Annotated in this window: 14 protein-coding genes; 12 read left to right on the forward strand and 2 right to left on the reverse strand. The window is 57.7% G+C overall.

Features of this window, described 5'->3' with window-relative positions; all coding sequences use genetic code 11:
• Positions 1 to 725: 725 nt before the first annotated feature.
• The 9 genes from ACTJKL_RS28440 to ACTJKL_RS28480 all read left to right on the forward strand — a co-directional run bounded on the left by ACTJKL_RS28440 (position 726) and on the right by ACTJKL_RS28480 (position 13,390).
• Positions 726 to 2,555, forward strand: a complete 1,830-nt coding sequence (locus ACTJKL_RS28440; protein WP_430764914.1) for a hydantoinase B/oxoprolinase family protein — start codon at positions 726 to 728, stop codon at positions 2,553 to 2,555.
• 13 nt (positions 2,556 to 2,568) lie between these two features.
• The gene (locus ACTJKL_RS28445) at positions 2,569 to 4,665 is read left to right on the forward strand and encodes a hydantoinase/oxoprolinase family protein (RefSeq protein WP_440854388.1); all 2,097 of its coding nucleotides are present in this window, start codon (positions 2,569 to 2,571) and stop codon (positions 4,663 to 4,665) included.
• A gap of 38 nt (positions 4,666 to 4,703) precedes the next feature.
• The gene (locus tag ACTJKL_RS28450; RefSeq protein WP_430764912.1) at positions 4,704 to 5,471 is read left to right on the forward strand and encodes an enoyl-CoA hydratase/isomerase family protein; all 768 of its coding nucleotides are present in this window, start codon (positions 4,704 to 4,706) and stop codon (positions 5,469 to 5,471) included.
• Positions 5,472 to 5,493: 22 nt separating this feature from the next.
• Positions 5,494 to 7,791 carry a molybdopterin-dependent oxidoreductase gene (locus ACTJKL_RS28455; RefSeq protein ID WP_440854389.1) on the forward strand — a complete coding sequence of 766 codons (2,298 nt, stop codon included), beginning with the start codon at positions 5,494 to 5,496 and terminating at the stop codon, positions 7,789 to 7,791.
• A 57-nt stretch (positions 7,792 to 7,848) separates the two neighbouring features.
• Positions 7,849 to 9,291: an NAD-dependent succinate-semialdehyde dehydrogenase gene (locus tag ACTJKL_RS28460; protein ID WP_440637058.1), complete on the forward strand. Its 1,443-nt coding sequence runs from the start codon at positions 7,849 to 7,851 to the stop codon at positions 9,289 to 9,291.
• 37 nt (positions 9,292 to 9,328) lie between these two features.
• Complete coding sequence (locus ACTJKL_RS28465) at positions 9,329 to 10,060, forward strand: enoyl-CoA hydratase-related protein (protein ID WP_440637056.1); 732 nt, start codon at positions 9,329 to 9,331, stop codon at positions 10,058 to 10,060.
• A 38-nt stretch (positions 10,061 to 10,098) separates the two neighbouring features.
• Positions 10,099 to 11,016, forward strand: coding sequence for a LysR substrate-binding domain-containing protein (locus ACTJKL_RS28470; protein ID WP_430764908.1), 918 nt, complete (start codon positions 10,099 to 10,101; stop codon positions 11,014 to 11,016).
• Positions 11,017 to 11,175: 159 nt separating this feature from the next.
• Positions 11,176 to 12,549, forward strand: a complete 1,374-nt coding sequence (locus ACTJKL_RS28475) for an aminotransferase (RefSeq protein ID WP_440637054.1) — start codon at positions 11,176 to 11,178, stop codon at positions 12,547 to 12,549.
• Between the two features lie 67 nt (positions 12,550 to 12,616).
• Positions 12,617 to 13,390, forward strand: coding sequence for a class II aldolase/adducin family protein (locus ACTJKL_RS28480; RefSeq protein ID WP_440660741.1), 774 nt, complete (start codon positions 12,617 to 12,619; stop codon positions 13,388 to 13,390).
• A 381-nt stretch (positions 13,391 to 13,771) separates the two neighbouring features.
• On the opposite strand, the gene tnpC is transcribed toward ACTJKL_RS28480, so the two are convergent.
• The gene (tnpC, locus tag ACTJKL_RS28485) at positions 13,772 to 15,424 is read right to left on the reverse strand and encodes an IS66 family transposase (RefSeq protein WP_440854390.1); all 1,653 of its coding nucleotides are present in this window, start codon (positions 15,422 to 15,424) and stop codon (positions 13,772 to 13,774) included.
• A gap of 62 nt (positions 15,425 to 15,486) precedes the next feature.
• Positions 15,487 to 15,672 (reverse strand): IS66 family insertion sequence element accessory protein TnpB, encoded by a 186-nt coding sequence (gene tnpB, locus ACTJKL_RS28490; protein WP_440854391.1) that lies wholly within the window; start codon positions 15,670 to 15,672, stop codon positions 15,487 to 15,489.
• Positions 15,673 to 15,683: 11 nt separating this feature from the next.
• Between tnpB and ACTJKL_RS28495 the strand changes: the two genes are divergently transcribed.
• The 3 genes from ACTJKL_RS28495 to ACTJKL_RS28505 all read left to right on the forward strand — a co-directional run bounded on the left by ACTJKL_RS28495 (position 15,684) and on the right by ACTJKL_RS28505 (position 18,972).
• Complete coding sequence (locus ACTJKL_RS28495; protein ID WP_440854392.1) at positions 15,684 to 16,001, forward strand: DUF5372 family protein; 318 nt, start codon at positions 15,684 to 15,686, stop codon at positions 15,999 to 16,001.
• A gap of 123 nt (positions 16,002 to 16,124) precedes the next feature.
• Complete coding sequence (locus ACTJKL_RS28500; protein ID WP_130521527.1) at positions 16,125 to 16,586, forward strand: helix-turn-helix domain-containing protein; 462 nt, start codon at positions 16,125 to 16,127, stop codon at positions 16,584 to 16,586.
• 286 nt (positions 16,587 to 16,872) lie between these two features.
• Positions 16,873 to 18,972, forward strand: coding sequence for a recombinase family protein (locus ACTJKL_RS28505; protein WP_440854089.1), 2,100 nt, complete (start codon positions 16,873 to 16,875; stop codon positions 18,970 to 18,972).
• Positions 18,973 to 19,009: the final 37 nt, after the last annotated feature.

A 19,009-nucleotide genomic window follows, 5' to 3' on the forward strand; every position in this document is an offset into this window, starting at 1 on the left:
ATCGAGAAGCCTTAGGCGACAGCCTATTTGCGGGTAGCGACCTTGGCGACATACTACTCATCTGATGATGCCCCTTATAATATAAGGGGCTTTTTGGAGTAACTTCTGAGACTCCGAACACCGTGATCGCCGGGCATCGCCCTCGTGGTGCACGGTGTCGTGTTGAAGGTTCGAAAGTTGGATTATCCAAGGCGCTCCGTGCATAGCAGGCGAGCAGCAAGAACGCCGCTTGTGCTCACCGTGATCGGGGTGTCGCCACCCTGCTAATTAATGACAGGTACCAATGTGTCGTCAAGGGTATTGTCAATGATTTCCTTGATCAGAAGCCGAATGATTTTTGCGCACGTCGACGCCGCTCATATGCCTCTCCGCGGGATTCAGTCCTTCAAAAACTGTCCCTTTGCTCACAAACGCGCTACGTGGAATCACCTAAACCCTGATGTTGCATTCTGGGCGGAGTCAGGCAGTTGCGGTCGTTTTAAGGGTTGCGGTCTGCCTAAATGACCTGGTTAACGACTTTCACGGCCACTTTGCGACTGCAATTAGAGACAGCGCCCAGTCGAAGTAGGCGGTCTCTCGTTCCATCACGGAAGTTGAAGGGCACGGATAAATGAAAGTTTCTGGCGCAACTTCGCTGGGCATGACACCCTACTGACAGCCCTCCGATCCTGTCTGAATTAGATACCCGGAGGCTCCAGCATCGGCATTTCTTGGAGAATTTCCTAATGAATGACGTCATACCTAACAAGGGTGAAACGAACCTCGATATGTTCACGATGGTGGTTCTCCGCCGTCGGATCGAAGCAGTCATTCGCGATATGATCAACACCCTGTTTCGTACCGGCCGTTCCGGCGTACTCAACACCGCGATGGATTTCTCGTGTAGCGTAACCGACAGTGATTTCCAGACCGTAAGCACCGCATTGGGTCTGCCCGTCCACGTTGGTGCGATTGATCTAATCTCAAAAGCGGTCGCGACGAAGTTCGGGAACGACATTCATCCGGGCGATTGTTTCGCTAACAACAGCGGCTACCACGGAAATACCCACTGTGGTGATTTCACGCTGTGCGCCCCTGTGTTTTTCGAGGGCGAGGTAATATTTTACGCCATAGCCCGCGCTCACCTTGGGGATATCGGATTTCCAACTCCCACAACTTACGGACCGCTGTCTCGTGATGTTTACGAAGAGGGTTTGAAGTTGCCCTGCGTGCGCATCCAGAGAGACAATCGTGATATTCCCGAAGTTGTGGATATCTGCAAAGCCAACATCCGCGCACCCGAACAGTTTTACGGCGACTATTTGGCCACACTCGCCGCCGTGCGTACCGGTGAGATTGGTATGCAGAATATCTGTGCGCAGTATGGTGTCGGCACCGTGCGCAGTTTCCTCAAGCAATTTCAAATCTACGCCGAGACGATGGCGATCGAGGCGATCCGCAAATTGCCGGCAGGTCGAGTGACCCGAGAAGAGCGTTACGATTCTGAAACCGATCTGCACCCCGACGGCATTCCGGTCCGCGCCACAGTTGAAGTCGATCCCGCAGCGGGGATGATCACCGTGGATCTGACTGACAATGTTGATAATTTGCCGCTCGGAATTAACCTGACTGAAGCAACCATGCGCGCGACGTGCCTGACGGCTGTACTCACCGTGCTGGGCCCAAATGTTCCGCGCAGCACCGGCGCTTATAGCCGTATCCGCATTCTAAGCCGCGAAGGCGCCGCGATAGGGCGGCCAAAATTTCCGGCGGCAACTTCATGCGCGACGACAAATCTGACGCAACTTCTTGGACCACTCGTCCGCTCAGCCTTCGCCGAAATCCAGAAGGGTCTGGGCAGTGCGTGTGGCACTCTAGGCATGCCTGCATCTTGTCCCGTGGTCAGCGGAAGCGACAGCCGCCGCGGCGGTGAAAGTTTCGTTAACCAGATTATCATGGGATACTGGGGCGGACCTGGGCTGCAGGGACATGATGGTTGGTTCACGCACGGCGGCAGCGGCTCAATGGGCCAGTTGCGTCAATCTAGCGTCGAAGTCGTCGAACAGCAGCAGCCCGTGCTCGTTGAACGTTTAGAGATCGGTGTGGACAGCGGCGGCCCTGGGGAATGGTGTGGCGCTCCTGGCGCAATCTGCGTTTTCCGCAGCCGAACCGACGGGATCCGCTATACCGGCAACGCTGCGGGGCATGATTTCCCGCCCTTCGGGGTCGCTGGCGGCAAACCAGGCGGCGCGAATGACGTCCTCTGGGAAAGCCGTAACGGTGCGCACCACACCCTTCCAAATTCATTTGATGTGGTACTCAACGCCGGGGAGAAACTTATCTCTCGCGCGTCGGGCGGTGGCGGTTACGGCAATCCGCTCGACCGCAAGCCCGACCTTGTAGCCCGTGATGTACAGGAGGGTTGGATAAGTATCGAAAGAGCGCGAAAGGTTTTCGGCGTTGTGCTGCAACGGTCCGGATCCGAGTTCCGCGCCGATCCTGCCGCCACGCAGGTTCTACGTGACCAGATAATCTCCCGGACGCCGATCGTCCTTAAACCCGAGTTCACATCCTGAAAGGTTTGCACGAATGGCATATGAGATTTCCGCCGATGTGGGCGGCACATTCACCGATCTCGTGCTGCGGATCGACGGCAAAGCGGTAGAAATATTCAAAACCTCGACCGTCCCCAGCAATATTTCTAAAGGCATTCTTAACGGCGTGTCAATGATTGCAGAGACTCTCGGATTGACCCAACGCGAGTTCATGAACGATTGCAAGTCATTTGCCTGTGGAACGACTATAGCCACGAATGCAATTCTCGAAGGACGGCAAGCAAAAACCGGATTGATTTGCACAGAAGGATTTCGCGACACGCTTCTTATTCGCGAAGGAGGAAAGCCGGATTCTTACGACTTCTACATGGATTACCCGGCCCCTTACATCCCTCGGCATTTGACAATAGGAGTTCCCGAGCGGATCAATTCGGAGGGTGGCATCGAAAAAGCCCTGGACGAAACAGCTGTCCGCGAAGCACTGTCCCGCTTCCGCGAGGACAAGGTGGAGGCGATTGCCGTCTCATTGATATGGTCGATCGCCAATTCTACACATGAGAGGCGTATCGGTGAACTCATCGTCGAGGAATTACCCGGCATCCCCTTCAGCTTGGGACATCAGGTCAATCCGTCAGTCCGTGAATACCGGCGCACATCGGCGGCGGCGATCGACGCTTCTCTTAAGCCGCTTGTACAGGCCAGGGTCACAGAGATCGACACCATGCTGGCTGACGCAGGCTTCAATGGTGTGCTGACCTTCATCACAAGTAGCGGGGGTCGCACCTCACCGACGGAGATCGTGCAACGTCCGATCTCACTATGTCTTTCAGGTCCGTCTGCAGCGCCGCAGGCTGGTTGCCGTCTGGCACGGTCCGAAGGTATCGAGCTAGGCAACATCCTGACCACTGATATGGGCGGCACCAGCTTCGAGGTTAGCGTCAGCGTAGACTGGGACACGCCCATGCACCGCGAGGGGATGATCGGTGACCACATGTTTGGCGTCCCGTCGGTCGAGGTCAAGACCATTGGAGCCGGTGGCGGTTCGATCGCATCGATCGACGCGGGCGGGTTCATCCACGTCGGGCCTGAGAGCGCCGGCGCTATGCCTGGCCCTGCTTGCTACGGACGCGGCGGCAATAAACCGACCGTTACGGATGCCAATGTTGTGAGGGGATTTATATTGCCGCAAACCTTCGCCAACAAGCAGTTCAAACTGGATGTTGAAGCAGCCGAACGTGTTATCCGCGAACAGATTGCGGAACCTTTAGGAATGGAAGTTAGGGAAGCAGCGAACCTGATCTGCTTGGTGGCCGAGCAGAATATGGTTTCCGCGATCGAGGACATTACCATCAAGCGAGGGGTCGACCCGCGCAACTTCACCCTAGTATCGGGGGGTGCCGCAGGGGGGCTCCATGTGGGTGCTATCGCGCGCGAACTTGGAATCCGTCAGGTCCTTATTCCTCGCGCTGCAGGTGTTCTCAGTGCGTATGGCATTATGACAGGCGCGATCAAGATGAGTTTTGCCCATTCGCTGTTCACCCATTCTCAAGATTTCGATCTTGACGGGGTGAATGCACTGCTTGCAAGGCTGCGCATCGAAGGAACTGCGTTTCTCGATCGGATGGACGTTCCCGATGAAGTGCGCGAGTTGAAATTCAGCGTTGAGGCGCGGTACGCCGGCCAAGTTTGGCAAATTACCCTCCCTTTCACCGCAGCTTCGTTGGACAAAACCGGTCTTGCGGATCTTGAGGCAAGCTTCCACGCTTTACATGAAGCGTATTATGCCGTGCGCTCGCCAGGCGAAAGGGTTGAATTCACCGAGTGGAACCTTGATGCCATAGGGCCAGTCTCAAGTGAACCGACGGAGGCTGAAACCGACATTTCACCTACCGCCGCCTCGGCTCTCGTTGGGCACTCTCGCAGTGAATTACGTGAATGTGGCGGGCCTGTCGACATCCCCATATATGATGGTGCGCAACTGATGCCTGGAGCCACAATGGTTGGTCCAGCCTTGGTGCAGGAAACAGTGACCGTCAACTACATTCCGCCGGGTGCGACTGGACGCGTCACAGCCCAACGGGGCCTGTTCATAACCATTCCGGTGGAAGAGAGCCGGATCCGTGTCGCCTGATCCGTGCTCATCGCGCCGGAAAACAAGGGAACTGCGTCATGCATGTTATCGCCACGACGGCGGGTCTTGTCGGCATCGCCGAAATGAACCGCCCTCCAAACAACTTTTTTGACAAATCGCTAATCCGCTCTCTGGCCGAAGCTTTTGAAGGCTTCGAGGCGCAGGGTATGCGGGCAATACTGCTTTGCTCGCGAGGGAAAAATTTCTGCGCCGGCGCTGACTTTTCCAATCCTGCGAGCGAGACAGTCGGGTCCGTCCACGACGGGATGGACGATCACCTCTATACCTACGCCGCGCAGCTATTTCGTTGCCGCCTTCCTATCGTCGCAGCAGTCCAAGGGGCAGCCGTGGGCGGCGGGCTTGGCGTTGCGATGGTGGCAGATTTCCGCGTTGCCTCGCCTGAAAGCCGGTTTGCTGCCAACTTCACCCGTCTTGGATTTCATCCGGGTTTCGGCCTAAGCGTAAGCCTGCCACGTGTGATCGGCGGGCAGCAAGCAGCAAAACTGTTCTACACCGGTCGTCGCATCACGGGCGACGAGGCTCACCGAATCAATCTTGCCGATGTGCTCGTCCCGGCTGTCGATTTGCGCAATGCCGCAATCGAACTTGCCCAGGAAATTGCTGCATCAGCACCGATTGCGGTTCAATCCGTTCGCGCGACCCTGCGCGGGTCCCTTGCGGCGGATATTGTCGCCGCTACCCGTCATGAGCTTGCCCAGCAAGAAATACAGTTCCAGACCGAGGACTTTGCGGAAGGAATCGAAGCCATGGCCGCCCGCCGCCTGCCCCAATTTGTTGGACGGTGACTCAACTGATGAGGAGCGTTGGATGAAAAGATACACTACCTCGCACTGGGGCACTTATGAGATACACCAGCCGAACGACGGGTTGCCGGAATTAGTGCCGCACACGGAGGATCCGGATCCTTCTCAGATCGGACTTCACCAGATTGCGGCTGGTCAAGCCGCCTGCCGTGTGCTGCGTCCCGCAGTTCGAGAGAGTTGGCTGCGCGAAGGCCCCGGTGTGGCTCCGCCCACACGTGGAGACGAGCCGTTCATCGAAGTGTCTTGGGACACAGCACTAGACCTTGTCGCGCGCGACCTCGGTCGGGTGCGCGGTCGGTTCGGTAACAGTGCTATCTTTGGCGGTTCTTATGGCTGGTCGAGCGCCGGCAGGTTTCATCACGCGCAAAGCCAGATCCATCGCTTTCTCAATAGCATCGGCGGCTATGTGCGGCACCGAGATTCATATTCGATAGCCGCGGCACAGGTGATTATGGGTCATATTGTGGCGCCTATGTCCGAGCTTGAATTTAATCACACCTCCTGGCCGGTGATGCAGGCACACACGGAACTCTTCGTTGCGTTTGGTGGTATTCCGGTCAAAAATACACAAGTCAGCGCCGGCGGTCCGGTTCGACATCGTGTGGTCGACGGGCTCAAAGGTCTGGCTCGGGCAGGATGCCGTTTCATCAACATCAGCCCGGTGCGCGACAATCTCGTAATCGAAGAGGCTGACATCGAATGGATTCCGATCCGCCCGAACACAGATGTCGCTTTGATGCTGGCTGTCGCCTATGTCCTGGAAAGCGAGGGACTTGCGGACACTGCTTTTCTCAACAGCCACACTGTCGGCTACGAGATCGTGCGCTCTTATCTTCTGGGTCATGCCGATGGCACGGCAAAGACACCCGACTGGGCCAGCAACATCTGCGGCGTTCCCGCCGCACGCATCCACCAGCTTGCTCACGAGATCCATATACAACGCACCATGATGAACGCCGCCTGGTCGCTGCAAAGGGCGCGGTTCGGAGAACAGCCCTTTTGGGGACTGGTGCTGATTGCCGCGATGCTGGGCCAGATCGGTCTTCCCGGCGGCGGCTTCGGAGTGGGCTATGGCATGACGAACAGCATTGGCAGCCCCGATCGTAAGATGCGTGGACCGACGTTGTCTCAAGGATATAACGCGGTCACGGACTTTATTCCTGTTGCTCGCGTAGCTGACATGTTGTTGAACCCAGGTGCTTCGTTCACCTACAATGGGGAAACACGCAACTATCCAGACATTCGACTGGTTTACTGGGCGGGAGGTAACCCATTCCATCACCATCAGGATCTGAACCGCTTGCGAAAAGCTTGGCAGAAACCTGAGACAATCGTGGTGCATGAACAGTTCTGGACGGCCACCGCCAAACACGCGGACATCGTTCTGCCGGCCACCACGAGTCTGGAGCGTGACGACCTCGCTTTCGCTAACCGCGAAGGACATCTGGTTGCGATGCGCCGCGTCTTGGCGGCTCCTGGATCAGCACGAGACGACTATGCCATCTTCACCGCCTTGGCCGAGCGATTGCACGCTGCGCCTGCCTTCACCGAAGGGCGCAGCGTGGAGGAATGGTTGCGGGTGTTGTATGAAGGAACCCGCGCGGACTGGTCCGAAACCGGCGTCACAATTCCGCCGTTCGACGTCTTCTGGCAAGACGGCCTGATCGCTCTACCGTCACCGGAGACCCAAACCTCCATGCTTGATGCCTTTCGCCACGATCCGGTAGCGCATCCTCTGAATACACCGTCCGGGCGGATCGAACTGTTTTCCAAAACGATTGCGGGGTTCGGACTGGAAGACTGCCCTGGTCACGTCTATTGGCAGGAACCTCCAGAATGGCTGGGCGGGGTCGTCGCGAAGGACCATCCTTTGCACCTACTCAGCGATCAGCCGACCCGCCGGCTACACAGCCAGTACGATCATTCCTCGTGGAGCCGCGACGGCAAGATAGCGCAACGCGAGCCCGTCTATATTCATCCAGACGACGCGGTCGCGCGCGGCATAAGTCAGGGCGACGTCGTGATGCTATACAACAGTCGCGGAAAATGTCTTGCCGGCGCGTGCGTTTCGGATGCGGTGATGCCAGGTGTCCTGCGTCTTGCGACCGGCGCTTGGTATGACCGCCGGCCAGGCGATGATCTAGAGAAGCATGGAAATCCCAATGTGCTGACATTGGACATCGGTTGCTCGGGCCTGTCGCAGGGTTGCTCGGCACAGACGTGTCTGGTGCAGCTCTCCGGTCCGATTGAAGACCCGCCGCCCGTCACAGCTTTTGATCCGCCCCGTTTTGTCAGCGCCTGACAAAACGAGAACCGTATCCCGCGGGGACCGCAACAGAAGCCAATCAAGGATATCACCATGACCGAGCGCAAATATACGGACGTTCAACTCTTCATCGGCGGCGTCTGGCGCGGCGGATCCGCGGGCCAGACCTCAAACATCATCAACCCCGCCACCGGCGAAGTGATTGGCCAATTGCCTCATGCCACGATTGCGGATTTAGACGCCGCGCTCGCCTCAACCGCCAAGGGGTTTGAAATTTGGCGTAACACCAGTCCCACCAAACGCGGTGTTATTTTGCAAAAGGCCGCAGACTTGGTTCGTGAGCGAGCCCTCCGTATCGCCGAGATACTTACCATGGAGCAAGGCAAGTCCTATGCCGAAGCCAAGGGAGAGGTACTCAAAGCGGCCGACATGATCGAATGGGGCGCGCAGGAAGGGCGGCGCACCTATGGTAAGACCGTGCCGTCCGGTCCCGAGATGCGGCTGTACACTTTGCAGGAGCCGGTCGGCCCCGTTGCTGCCTTTGCGCCCTGGAATTTCCCGGCCATCTCGCCCACCCGCAAGTTGGCTGGATCGTTGGCGGCGGGTTGTTCCTGCGTGCTTAAGGCCGCGGAAGATGTGCCTGGCACGGCTGTAGAAATCGTCCGAGCGTTTGTCGCGGCGGGAGTGCCAGACGGCGTGATCAATCTGGTTTTTGGTGATCCTGCGCAGATCTCAAATCACCTGCTGACCTCGTCAATAATACGCAAGCTTACCTTCACCGGATCGGTTCCCGTCGGCAAGCATCTAGCCGCGATGGCGGCGCAGAACATGAAGCTCTCAACGATGGAGCTAGGCGGCCATTCTCCCGTCATCGTTTTCGATGATGTCGATGTGCAAAAGGTCGCCACCATGTCTGCGGAGGGGAAGTTCCGCAACGCCGGACAAGTGTGCACTTCACCCACCCGTTTTGTTGTCCAAGACACAATCTATGAAGCCTTCCTCTCCCGCTTTGTAGAGGTGGCATCAAACATAAAAGTTGGCGATGGTTTTGAGCCCGACGTCGAGATGGGCCCCTTGATCAACGAGAAGCGTATGATCACGATGGAGAATCTGGTCGGCGACGCTGTTGAGCAGGGCGCCCGCCTGCTGACCGGCGGCTCGAGGCTCCTGAACCGGGGATCGTTCTTTGCGCCCACCGTGTTGGCGGATGTGCCCTTGTCAGCGAGGATCATGAACGAGGAACCTTTTGGACCCGTCGCCCTGATCAACCGGTTCGACGAGATGAGCGATGCCATAACTGAGGCTAACCGCCTGCCGTATGGTCTTGCCGCTTACGGCTTTACCCAGTCTATGACGCGTGCTGCAGAGGTGTCGCGCCGCGTGGAAGCTGGTATGGTTGCCATCAACGGCTTGACGGTATCCTTCCCTGAAACGCCCTTCGGCGGCATCAAGGATAGCGGTTACGGCCGCGAGGGTGGAAGTGAAGGTATCGAATCTTACACTACGAAGCGGCTGGTCATCGAACAATCATTGTAAGCTCGCGCCGGCTATTATCCACAGACATAGGCCAGTTATGACCCTCATCATCGAAAACCACGGCAAGACGACTCAAATCTCGTTCAATCGGCCAGACCGCCTGAACGCCATTGACAGTGCGACCGCATTCGAGGTGCAGGAGGCATTTCAGGATTTCGAGGCGTCAGACCAACGCGTCGTTGTTCTTACCGGCGTGGGCGAAACGTTTTGCTCGGGAGCTGACGTGAAAGATTTGCCGGAACTGTGGCGTTGCATTCCGGGTATCGGCTTCCAGTTGTCGAAACCACTGATCCTCGCGCCCTCAGGTTGGTGCGTCGGCGGGGCGATGGTCATGGCGATGAAATCGGATCTGCTTATAGCCTCCGACACGACTAAGTTTTTCTACCCCGAGGCATATCGCGGATTTACCGGAGGGATGATTGCGGGCCTTGCCGCGCGCATCCCGCACAAGATCGCGATGGAGGTAATGTTCATGGGCGAAAGCCTTACAGCACAGCGTGCTTACGAAGTCGGTTTTGTAAATCGGGTGGCACCGAACGGCGAGCACGTCAATCTTGCGCTGGAATGGGCCGACAGGATCGGCTCTGCCGCGCCGATGGTACTGGAGTTATTCAAATCCTTCGTCAACACGTCAATCCTGCCCGAAGGACCATCGGAAAAGGCGGCCAGCGTTAATCGGGACATTGCGAGGATCAAATCAAGCCGTGACCGGGACGAAGGCCTGCTCGCACTCAGGCAGAAGCGCAGTCCCGTTTTCGAGGGCCGTTGACATCAACCTGCTCGGAGTTCCCGGGCGAGGACACCTATATGAACCGCGGACTGGCGCATTTTGATTTGCTAACTGCACGTCTTTTCGTCGCAGTTATCGACCATCAGAGCATTGCTCAAGCCGCCCGCCACAATGGCATTGCAGCCTCGGCACTCAGCAAGCGGATCAAGCTTCTAGAGCTTGAGATTGGCTCAGCGCTTCTAAATCGCCATCGACGGGGCGTAGAGGTGACAGATGTGGGCATGATAGTGCTGCGCCACTCACGTGCCATGCTGCACGAAGCTCGCCAGCTTGAGGCGGGTCTCGATGCCACACGAAAGGGTCTGCGCGGCCGCGTCGTTCTTAGCGCAAATGAAACAGCCCTGATGGAATTCGTTCCCCGCATTCTGCCTCGGTTTGTCGAAGCGCATCCGGGTGTGCAAATCGTGCTCGAAGAACGGGCCAACGCTGCCGTGGTGCGGGCGGTCTGGCAGAACGCCGCGGACATCGGCATCTATGTCGGAGATGTGCCGCCGGTCGAGGTCTGGCACCGGCCTATCTTTCGCGACACGCTGGTCCTGGTGGTCCATCCTGACCATCCGTTAGCCGGCCATGCCTCGGTCTCTATGGAACACATCCTGAAATTCGAGGTCGTCGGACAGGCAACGGAAGGCACGCTTATGCCGCTACTAACCCGAGCGGCGGCGGCGCTAAACCAATACCTCAAGGTGAAACTCTATGCCGACGGTTATGACACGGTCTGCTTGATCGTAAGCCATGGGCTGGCTATTGGAGTCGTATCGGCAAGCTCGGCCTTATTGTTCGCCGAACGCCTAGGCCTTGTCACCGTGCATATCAGCGATAGCTGGGCCCAACGTGAACATCATGTCTGCGTTCGTGTGCTCAAGGATTTAGCCCCGACGCAACGGGCCGTTCTCGACCACCTGATCGACGCCAGCGATCTCGCAGCACTCTGAGGCGGCTCCCGCCCCCCATTCCAAGCCTCTCAGTCACCCATCGCCGCCGGATATGGCAGATTTCCTGATTGCCGCTACAGAAACGTCATCCGCGACTGTAAGCTGATGGTTAGAGATTCTTAGCTGTAACGCGGAGTTTGCGCTTTGGAAAGAAATAACATGACCCTCCACGATCGCGATATCGCATCCGTCGTCCATCCTCAGACCAACCTGCAAACGCACCTTCGGACTGGTCCGAATATCATCACCCATGGCGAAGGGGTCTATGTCTTCGACGACGCCGGCAGGCGCTTTCTCGACAGCGGCGCTGCGCTCTGGTGCTCGTCCCTGGGCTTCAAGAATGAGCGCGTTGCAAAAGTCGCCTATGAAGCCCTGCAACAGATGCCCTACTTTCAGTTGTTCAGGGGGTATTCGCACGGCCCAGCCATCGAGCTGTCAGAAAAGCTACTTCAATTGGCACCCGTGCCGATGTCAAAGGTTTTGCTGCAGTGCTCCGGGTCCGAGGCCAATGATAGCGCGGTCAAGATGGCCTGGTACTATTGGAACGGTGTGGGCAAGCCTGAAAAGCGCAAAATCATTTCCCGCATGGGCAGTTACCACGGCTCGACGTGCGTTGCGATCTCGATGACTGGCAATGCCGCGTATCACCGCAGCTTCGGATTGCCGTTCGAAGGGTTCATCCATACCGAAGGGTTGAACTACTATCGGAACGCTAGTCCGGGCGAAACCGAGGAACAATTTTCCCAGCGCCTAGCCGACTCTTTGGAGGCGACGATCCTAAAAGAAGGGCCGGAAACCATCGCTGCCTTCTTTGCCGACCCCGTTCAAGGCAACGCGGGCGCTCTGCCGCCGCCGCTTGGATACTTTAAGAAGATCCAAGCCGTCCTGCGTAAGTATGACATTCTTTTTGTCGCAGACGAAGTGATCTGCGGCTTTGGCCGAACCGGAAAGATGTGGGGCTCTGAAACCTGTGGCCTTTCTCCGGACATGATCACCTGTGCCAAGGGTCTGTCTGCGGCAATGCTGCCAATCTCGGCTCTGCTGATTAATCAGCGCGTGTTCGACGTCATGACGAGTGAGAGTGATCGCATCGGCAGTTTCGTACACGGATTCACATATGCCGGACACCCTGTTGCCTCAGCTGTGGCGTTGGAAGTCCTCAGAATTTACGAGGAGATCGATATCGTTGCGCGCGTCAAATCGCTAGAACCGCGCTTTCTTGAAATGATGGACTCACTCACTGATCACCCGCTTGTAGGCTCTGCTTCGGGCGTCGGATTGCTGGGTGGGATCGAGATTGTTGCCGACAAGGAAACACGCAAGAGCTTCGCGCCGCAGGTGGGCATAAACAAACTGATCGACAAGCACGCGGAGGCAAACGGTATCATTTTGCGCACGACGCCGGCAAACCGAATCGCTTATTCGCCTGCCCTGATCATCAGCGAAGACGAGATCGCTGAAGTGGGCCGGCTCACCCGCATCGTGCTGGATGGCGCCATGAATGATTACCACAAAGCCAAAGCTGCAGCTTAGCCCCGTGATGGAGCTGTTAAGCCGTAAAACAGCTCCGTCGCCAACCGTTCAAATAACTGAGGTTCCGATGAATAAGCAGTTGCACCGTCCAGATACGATAAGCCCGGATGAATGGGATATCCGCTGCGACCTGGCCGCCCTATACCGGCTTGTCGCGCATTACCGCTGGACCGACTTAATTTACACGCATATCTCGGCCCGGGCGCCTGGGGCTGACCATCACTTTCTTATCAACGACTATCGGCGCATGTTCCACGAAATGCGCGCTTCAGATTTGGTCAAGATCGACTTAAATGGCAAGAAAGTGGACAATGCTGCATCGGATCAGGTGGTTAACGAGGCCGGGTTCGTTATACATTCGGCCTTGCACGCTGTCCGCGATGACTTGGTCTGCATTGTGCACACCCATACCAAAGCCGGGATAGCTGTTTCAGCGCAACGGGATGGGCTGCTGCCGATAAGTCAGCACGCGCTGAAGTTCTATGGCCATCTTGCCTATCACAAATACGAGGGCATCGCGCTGGACGTGGCAGAGCGTGATCGTCTGGTCAGTGATCTCGGCCCCAACCACCGGGCAATGATCTTGCGCAATCACGGACTGTTGGTTGGTGGTCGTTCTATCCCAGAGGCGTTTGACCATATCTATTTCCTCGAACGCGCCTGCGAGGCCCAGATCGCCGCGCAATCCGGCGGGGCCGAGCTCGTGATCTGCCCTGACGAGGAAATCCGGGAACATACAGCCAAACAGTTCCGACATGACGAAATGGTGCCTTGGTATAACATGGCCTGGACCGCTGCGCTTCGCCAAATCGATCCGGATGCAAGTGATGTCTGGACCTGATTGATTAGCGCTCAGGGCGTCCCGCCCGTAAGAAGCCGGCTAGGGCGGTCAATTTTCAGATCGGTGTAGACCTTCCATCCCTTGCATGATCGCGCTCCATGATGTCACGCACGCGAACACTTAGCGTTCCGGTACGTGGCGACGCTTCGCGCCAGTCAAGTTCCATCGTCCATTCTTGCGAATTTGTTGGCTCGGCCGGATATGCCGTCGGTAACCGCTCGATCAACGTCAGCCACGCTCATATGTGGGATTCCGACGTGAAGCCGGCCGTTTTCTTCTGAATATCGTATGCGACGTCCACGCCCCATGGATTTTTCGGTTGCAGCGATCTGACGGTGATATCGGCCGTCAAATGAGCTCACCGAATAGTACCTGGCGAGCTCATTGTGAGGCCTTGACGCGGGCGGCGTAGGCCCATGGCATCAGAGCATCGATGTCTTTGGCGAGGTGGCCGTTCGCGAGGCGGGTGAAGAGGTCGCACAGGTAGGCGTAGGGCTCGACGCCGTTCATTTTACAAGTGCCGATCAGGCTGGCAAACCGAGCCCAATTGCGGCCCCCTTCATCGTGCCCGGCAAAGAGCGCATTGCGGCGATTCATGGCCGGTCGGCGGATCGCGTTTTCCACGAGGTTGGAGTCGATATCGACGTGGCCGTCGTCCAGGAACAGCCGGAAGCCATCCTGCCGTGTCAGCATATAGGCCAGGGCTTTTCCAAGGTCAGACTTGCGTGAGATGCGCTTGCCCTGTGCTGCCAGCCAGGTGCAGAACGCGTCCACCAGCGGAAGGGACAGGTCCTGTCGAACTGCCCGGCGATGTTCGGGATCTGAGCCCCGGATACTGTCTTCGATCTTGTAGAGCGCAGCGATCCGCACCAGCGCCTCGTCGACGATGGGCGATCCGCTCTTGGGTGTGGCCTTGATCAGCTTCCTGCGTCCGTGTGCCCAACAGAAAGCCAGCTTCAAGGGATTGCCACCGATGCGGTCCGATGTGGCGAGGTGAGAGTAGCCACCGTAGGCATCGACCTGGATCGTGCCGTTGAACCCGTCGAGGATTTCAGCGGCATATTCGCCTTTACGCCCGGGCCGGTAATGGAACACCACGCCCGGCGGCGCAGAGCCATTCCAGCCGCGGTCGTCACGCAACACGGCCCAGAGATAGCCGGTTTTCGTCTTGCCTCGCCCCGGATCAAGAACCGGAGCCGTTGTCTCGTCGACATAGAGGCGCGTGCTTTCCCACAGCAGCCGTTTGGCCATGTGGTCGACCACCGGGGCGATTTCGCCGCCCGTGCGCCCCATCCAATCAGCCAGGACCGTGCGGTCTATCGGCACCCCGTGTCGCGCCATGACCTCGGCCTGCCGGTTGAGCGGCATATGTTCGGAATGCTTGGAGACGGCAATCTCAGCCAGAAGGGCTTCGGTCGGCCAGCTCCCTTCCAGCAGATGCGCCGGCGCTTTGGCCTGGGCGACGCCCGTTCGACCCTTGGGGCATGCGTATTTCGGGCGGATCGTGACGATCACCTGATAGCGTGCCGGAATCCGGTCGAGCCGTTCCGTCCGGTCTTCGCCGATCCGGACCATGTTGCCACAACCGCAGGGACAAACGATGCTCTGGGGCTCGATCACTCTCTCGACCCGCGGCAGGTGTTCGGGTAATGCACGGACCTTACGCTCCTTGCGAGGAGCAGCCTTGCCCGGATCGGATGCGCTGGCTTCGATCTTTTTCTCGACGGCGGCGATCCGCGCCTGTGTCTCGGCAATCGCCGTTTCAAGGTCTTCCAGCGCCAGTTCCATCTGCGCTGGATCAAGCTTTTCCGATTTCGGCCCGAACTTCGTGCGCCGATAGTCGTGAACCTGACCTTCAAGCTTCTCGACCAGTTCCTTCAGCTCGGCGATGAACGCATCCTTTTCTGCGACCACAGCCTGCTCATGCTGACGGGCAGCACGCTCGACCGACAGCTCGAACTGCATCGCCGCGAACGCCTTCACCACCTCTGGCGGAAGGTCCGGAAACAGGCTGAGATCAAGCGGCGACGACATGCTGTCTTATAGCAAGACAGCACAAAAAAACCAAACAAAACAATGCAAAGACAGCCGGATGCTCACCCTGCCGCCAACGGCGCCGTCACCCGTTGCGCCATGACCCGTCGCCAGTCGAGACCTTCGAACAAAGCTTCATACTGAGCCCTGGAAAGACGCATTGTTCCATCCTGCACCTTGGGCCAGGCAAAGCTTCCCTGTTCAAGGATTTTGTACCTTATCTGAGAATGCAGCCCCTTCGGGCGCAGATCAGCAGCTAGTGCTGGTTACCCATCAGTTTCATCCTCTTTTCGGCCGGCAGCTGCCCTGCGTTGGGAAGCGAGGTAACTTGCAGGGCGACCGTCTGCTTTTGCAGACCGAGGATGGCGCCATATGGCCGCTTCCCCCTCAATGGACTGATCTTGTGAGCATTGATCCAGAAGTTGTCGCGAGCAATGGGCGCGCGCTCTTGCTGGTTTCGAACTTGATGGAACTAGCCAGCATGGTGGAACACCTCTGTGGCAGGTTGGCAGCGGAGTGTAAGGATAATTATGCCGCTAGTGTAAACCAGATTATGCCGCAAGAGGCCCCGCAATGAGCCGTAAATCCTATAATATCTGCCAATTTCTGGTGACACAATGTGGGATCGCTCTTGATTTAAACGAGAATGGCGGTATAAATAGATTTACATTAATACTCGATCTTGCACCCGGAACCTACAATGCCTGCGAAGTACGGCGGCAAGCGATCAAAGATGGATACCCTCCTCGACGAGGGCACCTTCAATCCAAATCCCGAGAAGGTGCGCGACCCGAAGTTCCAGGGAAGCGAGTTCTTCGATCCGCACGACGCCGTCCAGGTCAAATACGAGATGCTGCGGCGCGTCTCCATCGACAATGTCTCGGTAACGGACGCTTCCGACGAGTATGGTGTTTCCAGGCCAACCTACTACCAGGCCAAGGCAAACTTCGACACGAGTGGGATTGCCGGACTGGTACCGGCAAAGCCGGGACCCCGCGGTCCCCACAAGGTCGACGACGAAGTCCTGGCATTTCTCCAGGCGAGGTTGGTCCCGGGCGAGCCCGTTCGTGCGCGCGAACTCGCCAAGCTGGTCCGCAACGAACTCGATGTCGCACTTCATCCCAGGACGATCGAGCGGCTGTTAAAAAAAACGATCCGCTAGACGTTGCCACGGCATCGGCATGTTCATTGCCGGCCACCGCGGACCAGTACGAGGTGCTGCGCAGCGCAGCTCTCGGCGAAGTTCTGCCGCTCAAGGCCCGTAGCGGCCTCATGCTTTTTCTGCGCCGCGGCATGTGGGGATGGGCCCGCGCACTGCCTGCAGCGGCATGCCCTGATCAAGGCCAGTTTTACCTGTCATCGGCCATCCGACCGGCGCACGGCGACCTCAGCGCCGTCGTTCATGTCCTGGCGACCATCGCCATGAGCATCCACCAACGGAGAGCACCATGAATCTACACCTCAAAGTCCAGTCTCATCACCGTGAACGCAGCGCCTACCTCTACATCCGCCAATCTTCGATGCGGCAAGTCATCGACAATACCGAGAGCGCCATGCGCCAATATGCGCTTCGCGGCCGTGCTATCGCCCTTGGTTGGCGCGAGGAGCAGATTATCGTCATCGATAATGATCAAGGCGAATCCGGCGCATCGGCGGTCTGGCGTGAGGGATTTCAGCGGCTGGTCAGCGATGTCGGCATGGGGCATGCCGGGATCGTCATGGGCCTGGAGGTCTCTCGTCTGGCGCGCAACAATGCCGATTGGCAGCGGCTGCTCGAGATCTGTGCTCTCGCCGATACCCTGATCCTCGACGAGGACGGCGTCTATGACCCGGGTAGTTTCAACGACCGGCTCCTGCTCGGCCTCAAGGGAACAATGAGTGAGGCCGAACTGCATGTGATCAAGGCACGGCTGCGCGGCGGCATCCTCAATAAGGCCCGGCGTGGCGAGTTCCGTTGCCCCCTCCCGACCGGGCTGGTCTATGACCATTCCGGCAACGTGACGCTTGATCCGGACATGCAAGTCAGAGAGACAATCGCCCATTTCTTCGAGACATTCTCTCGCGTCGGATCCGCCTCCCAGACCGTCAAGGCCTTTCGTCAAGAGGGCATTCTCTTTCCCTCCCGTCTGCACGGCAGCCAGACGGTTTTCCGGCCACTGACGCCTTCGACGGCGATGCGCGTCCTGCACAATCCACGTTACGCCGGAGCCTATGCCTATGGACGCCGTCGCTATAGACGAACCATTGATGGCAAGAAGCTCGTGCGCAAACAAGGTAGTGACGATTGGACAGCATGTATTCCAGATGCCCATCCCGGCTACATCAGTTGGGAGCAGCATCAGGAGAACCTCAGGATTCTAACGTCGAACATCTGCCATAAATGGAACGCGGGGGTCGCATCACCTCCGCGCGAAGGCCCGGCGCTGCTGCAGGGGCGCGCCGTGTGTGGGCAATGCGGCAGGCATTTTCACATGCGCTATGCTGCCCGGCGCGGCCGGCAGGAAGCCTGGTACGTTTGTGATCGCGCCCGTACCAATCGCGGTGAACCCTTATGCCAGGCGATCGCCGCGCCTCCCATCGACGAAGCCATCGGCATGCTGATCGCAGAGCAGATGACGCCGGCCGCCGTCGAACTGGCGCTCGAAGTCCGCAAAGAGATCGAAGCGCGGCATGAAGAGGCGGACCGGCTGCGCTGTCGCGCAATCGAGCGCGCCCAAACGGAGGCCGATCTCGCCCAGCGCCGTTTCATGCTCGTCGATCCCAACAACCGCCTCGTCGCCGACACGCTCGAAGGCGAATGGAACGAGAAGCTCCGCATCTTAGCCAATGCCCGCGAAGAGCGCGAGCGCGGCCAGGAGCACGATCAATTCATCCTTGATAAGGCCGTCCACGAGCGCTTGGTCGCCATGACGGCGGACTTCAAAAAACTCTGGACCAATCCAGAGACCCCGAACCGCGAACGAAAGCGCTTGCTTGCCCACATCATTGAGGACGTTACCCTCCTCAAACTACCGAAGAGAGGCACGACCAAGGCTCATATTCGCTTCAAGGGCGGTAAAACCCAGACACTCGTCACCATCAGCCCAAAATCGCCCAGCCAGCAGGTCAAGACGAACCCCGACGTCATCCAACTGATCGATAAACTCCTCGACGATCATATTTTTTCCGAGATCGCAGAGATTCTCAACAATCAGGGATACCGTCCGGGCTCGGTGACGCGCCGTGACCAGCGCAACGCCCGCTTCACAACCAAACGCGTCACCTACCTCGTTCGCGAATACAAGCTGAGATCGCGCTATAACCGGCTCCGGGATCGTGGAATGTTGACAAAAAAGGAGGCGGCTGCGCACCTCAATATCCATGAACATACCCTCGCCAGATGGGCTGAACATGGCCTCGTCACCAGCCATGCTTACAACGGACACTACCACCTGTACGAGCTTCCGAAGACAGATTTACCGCAAAAGCAATGCAGTCGATGGAACCAGCTCGTCGATCGCGTCGCCGCCCATAAGGAAAATGCCAGACACGCCAAAACCTTCAACTGAACCCGAAAGAGAGATGCAGTATGAATGCAGATCGTTG

The sequence above is a fragment of the Sinorhizobium sp. 22678 genome (assembly GCF_052044265.1).
Classification (GTDB): domain Bacteria; phylum Pseudomonadota; class Alphaproteobacteria; order Rhizobiales; family Rhizobiaceae; genus Sinorhizobium; species Sinorhizobium meliloti_A.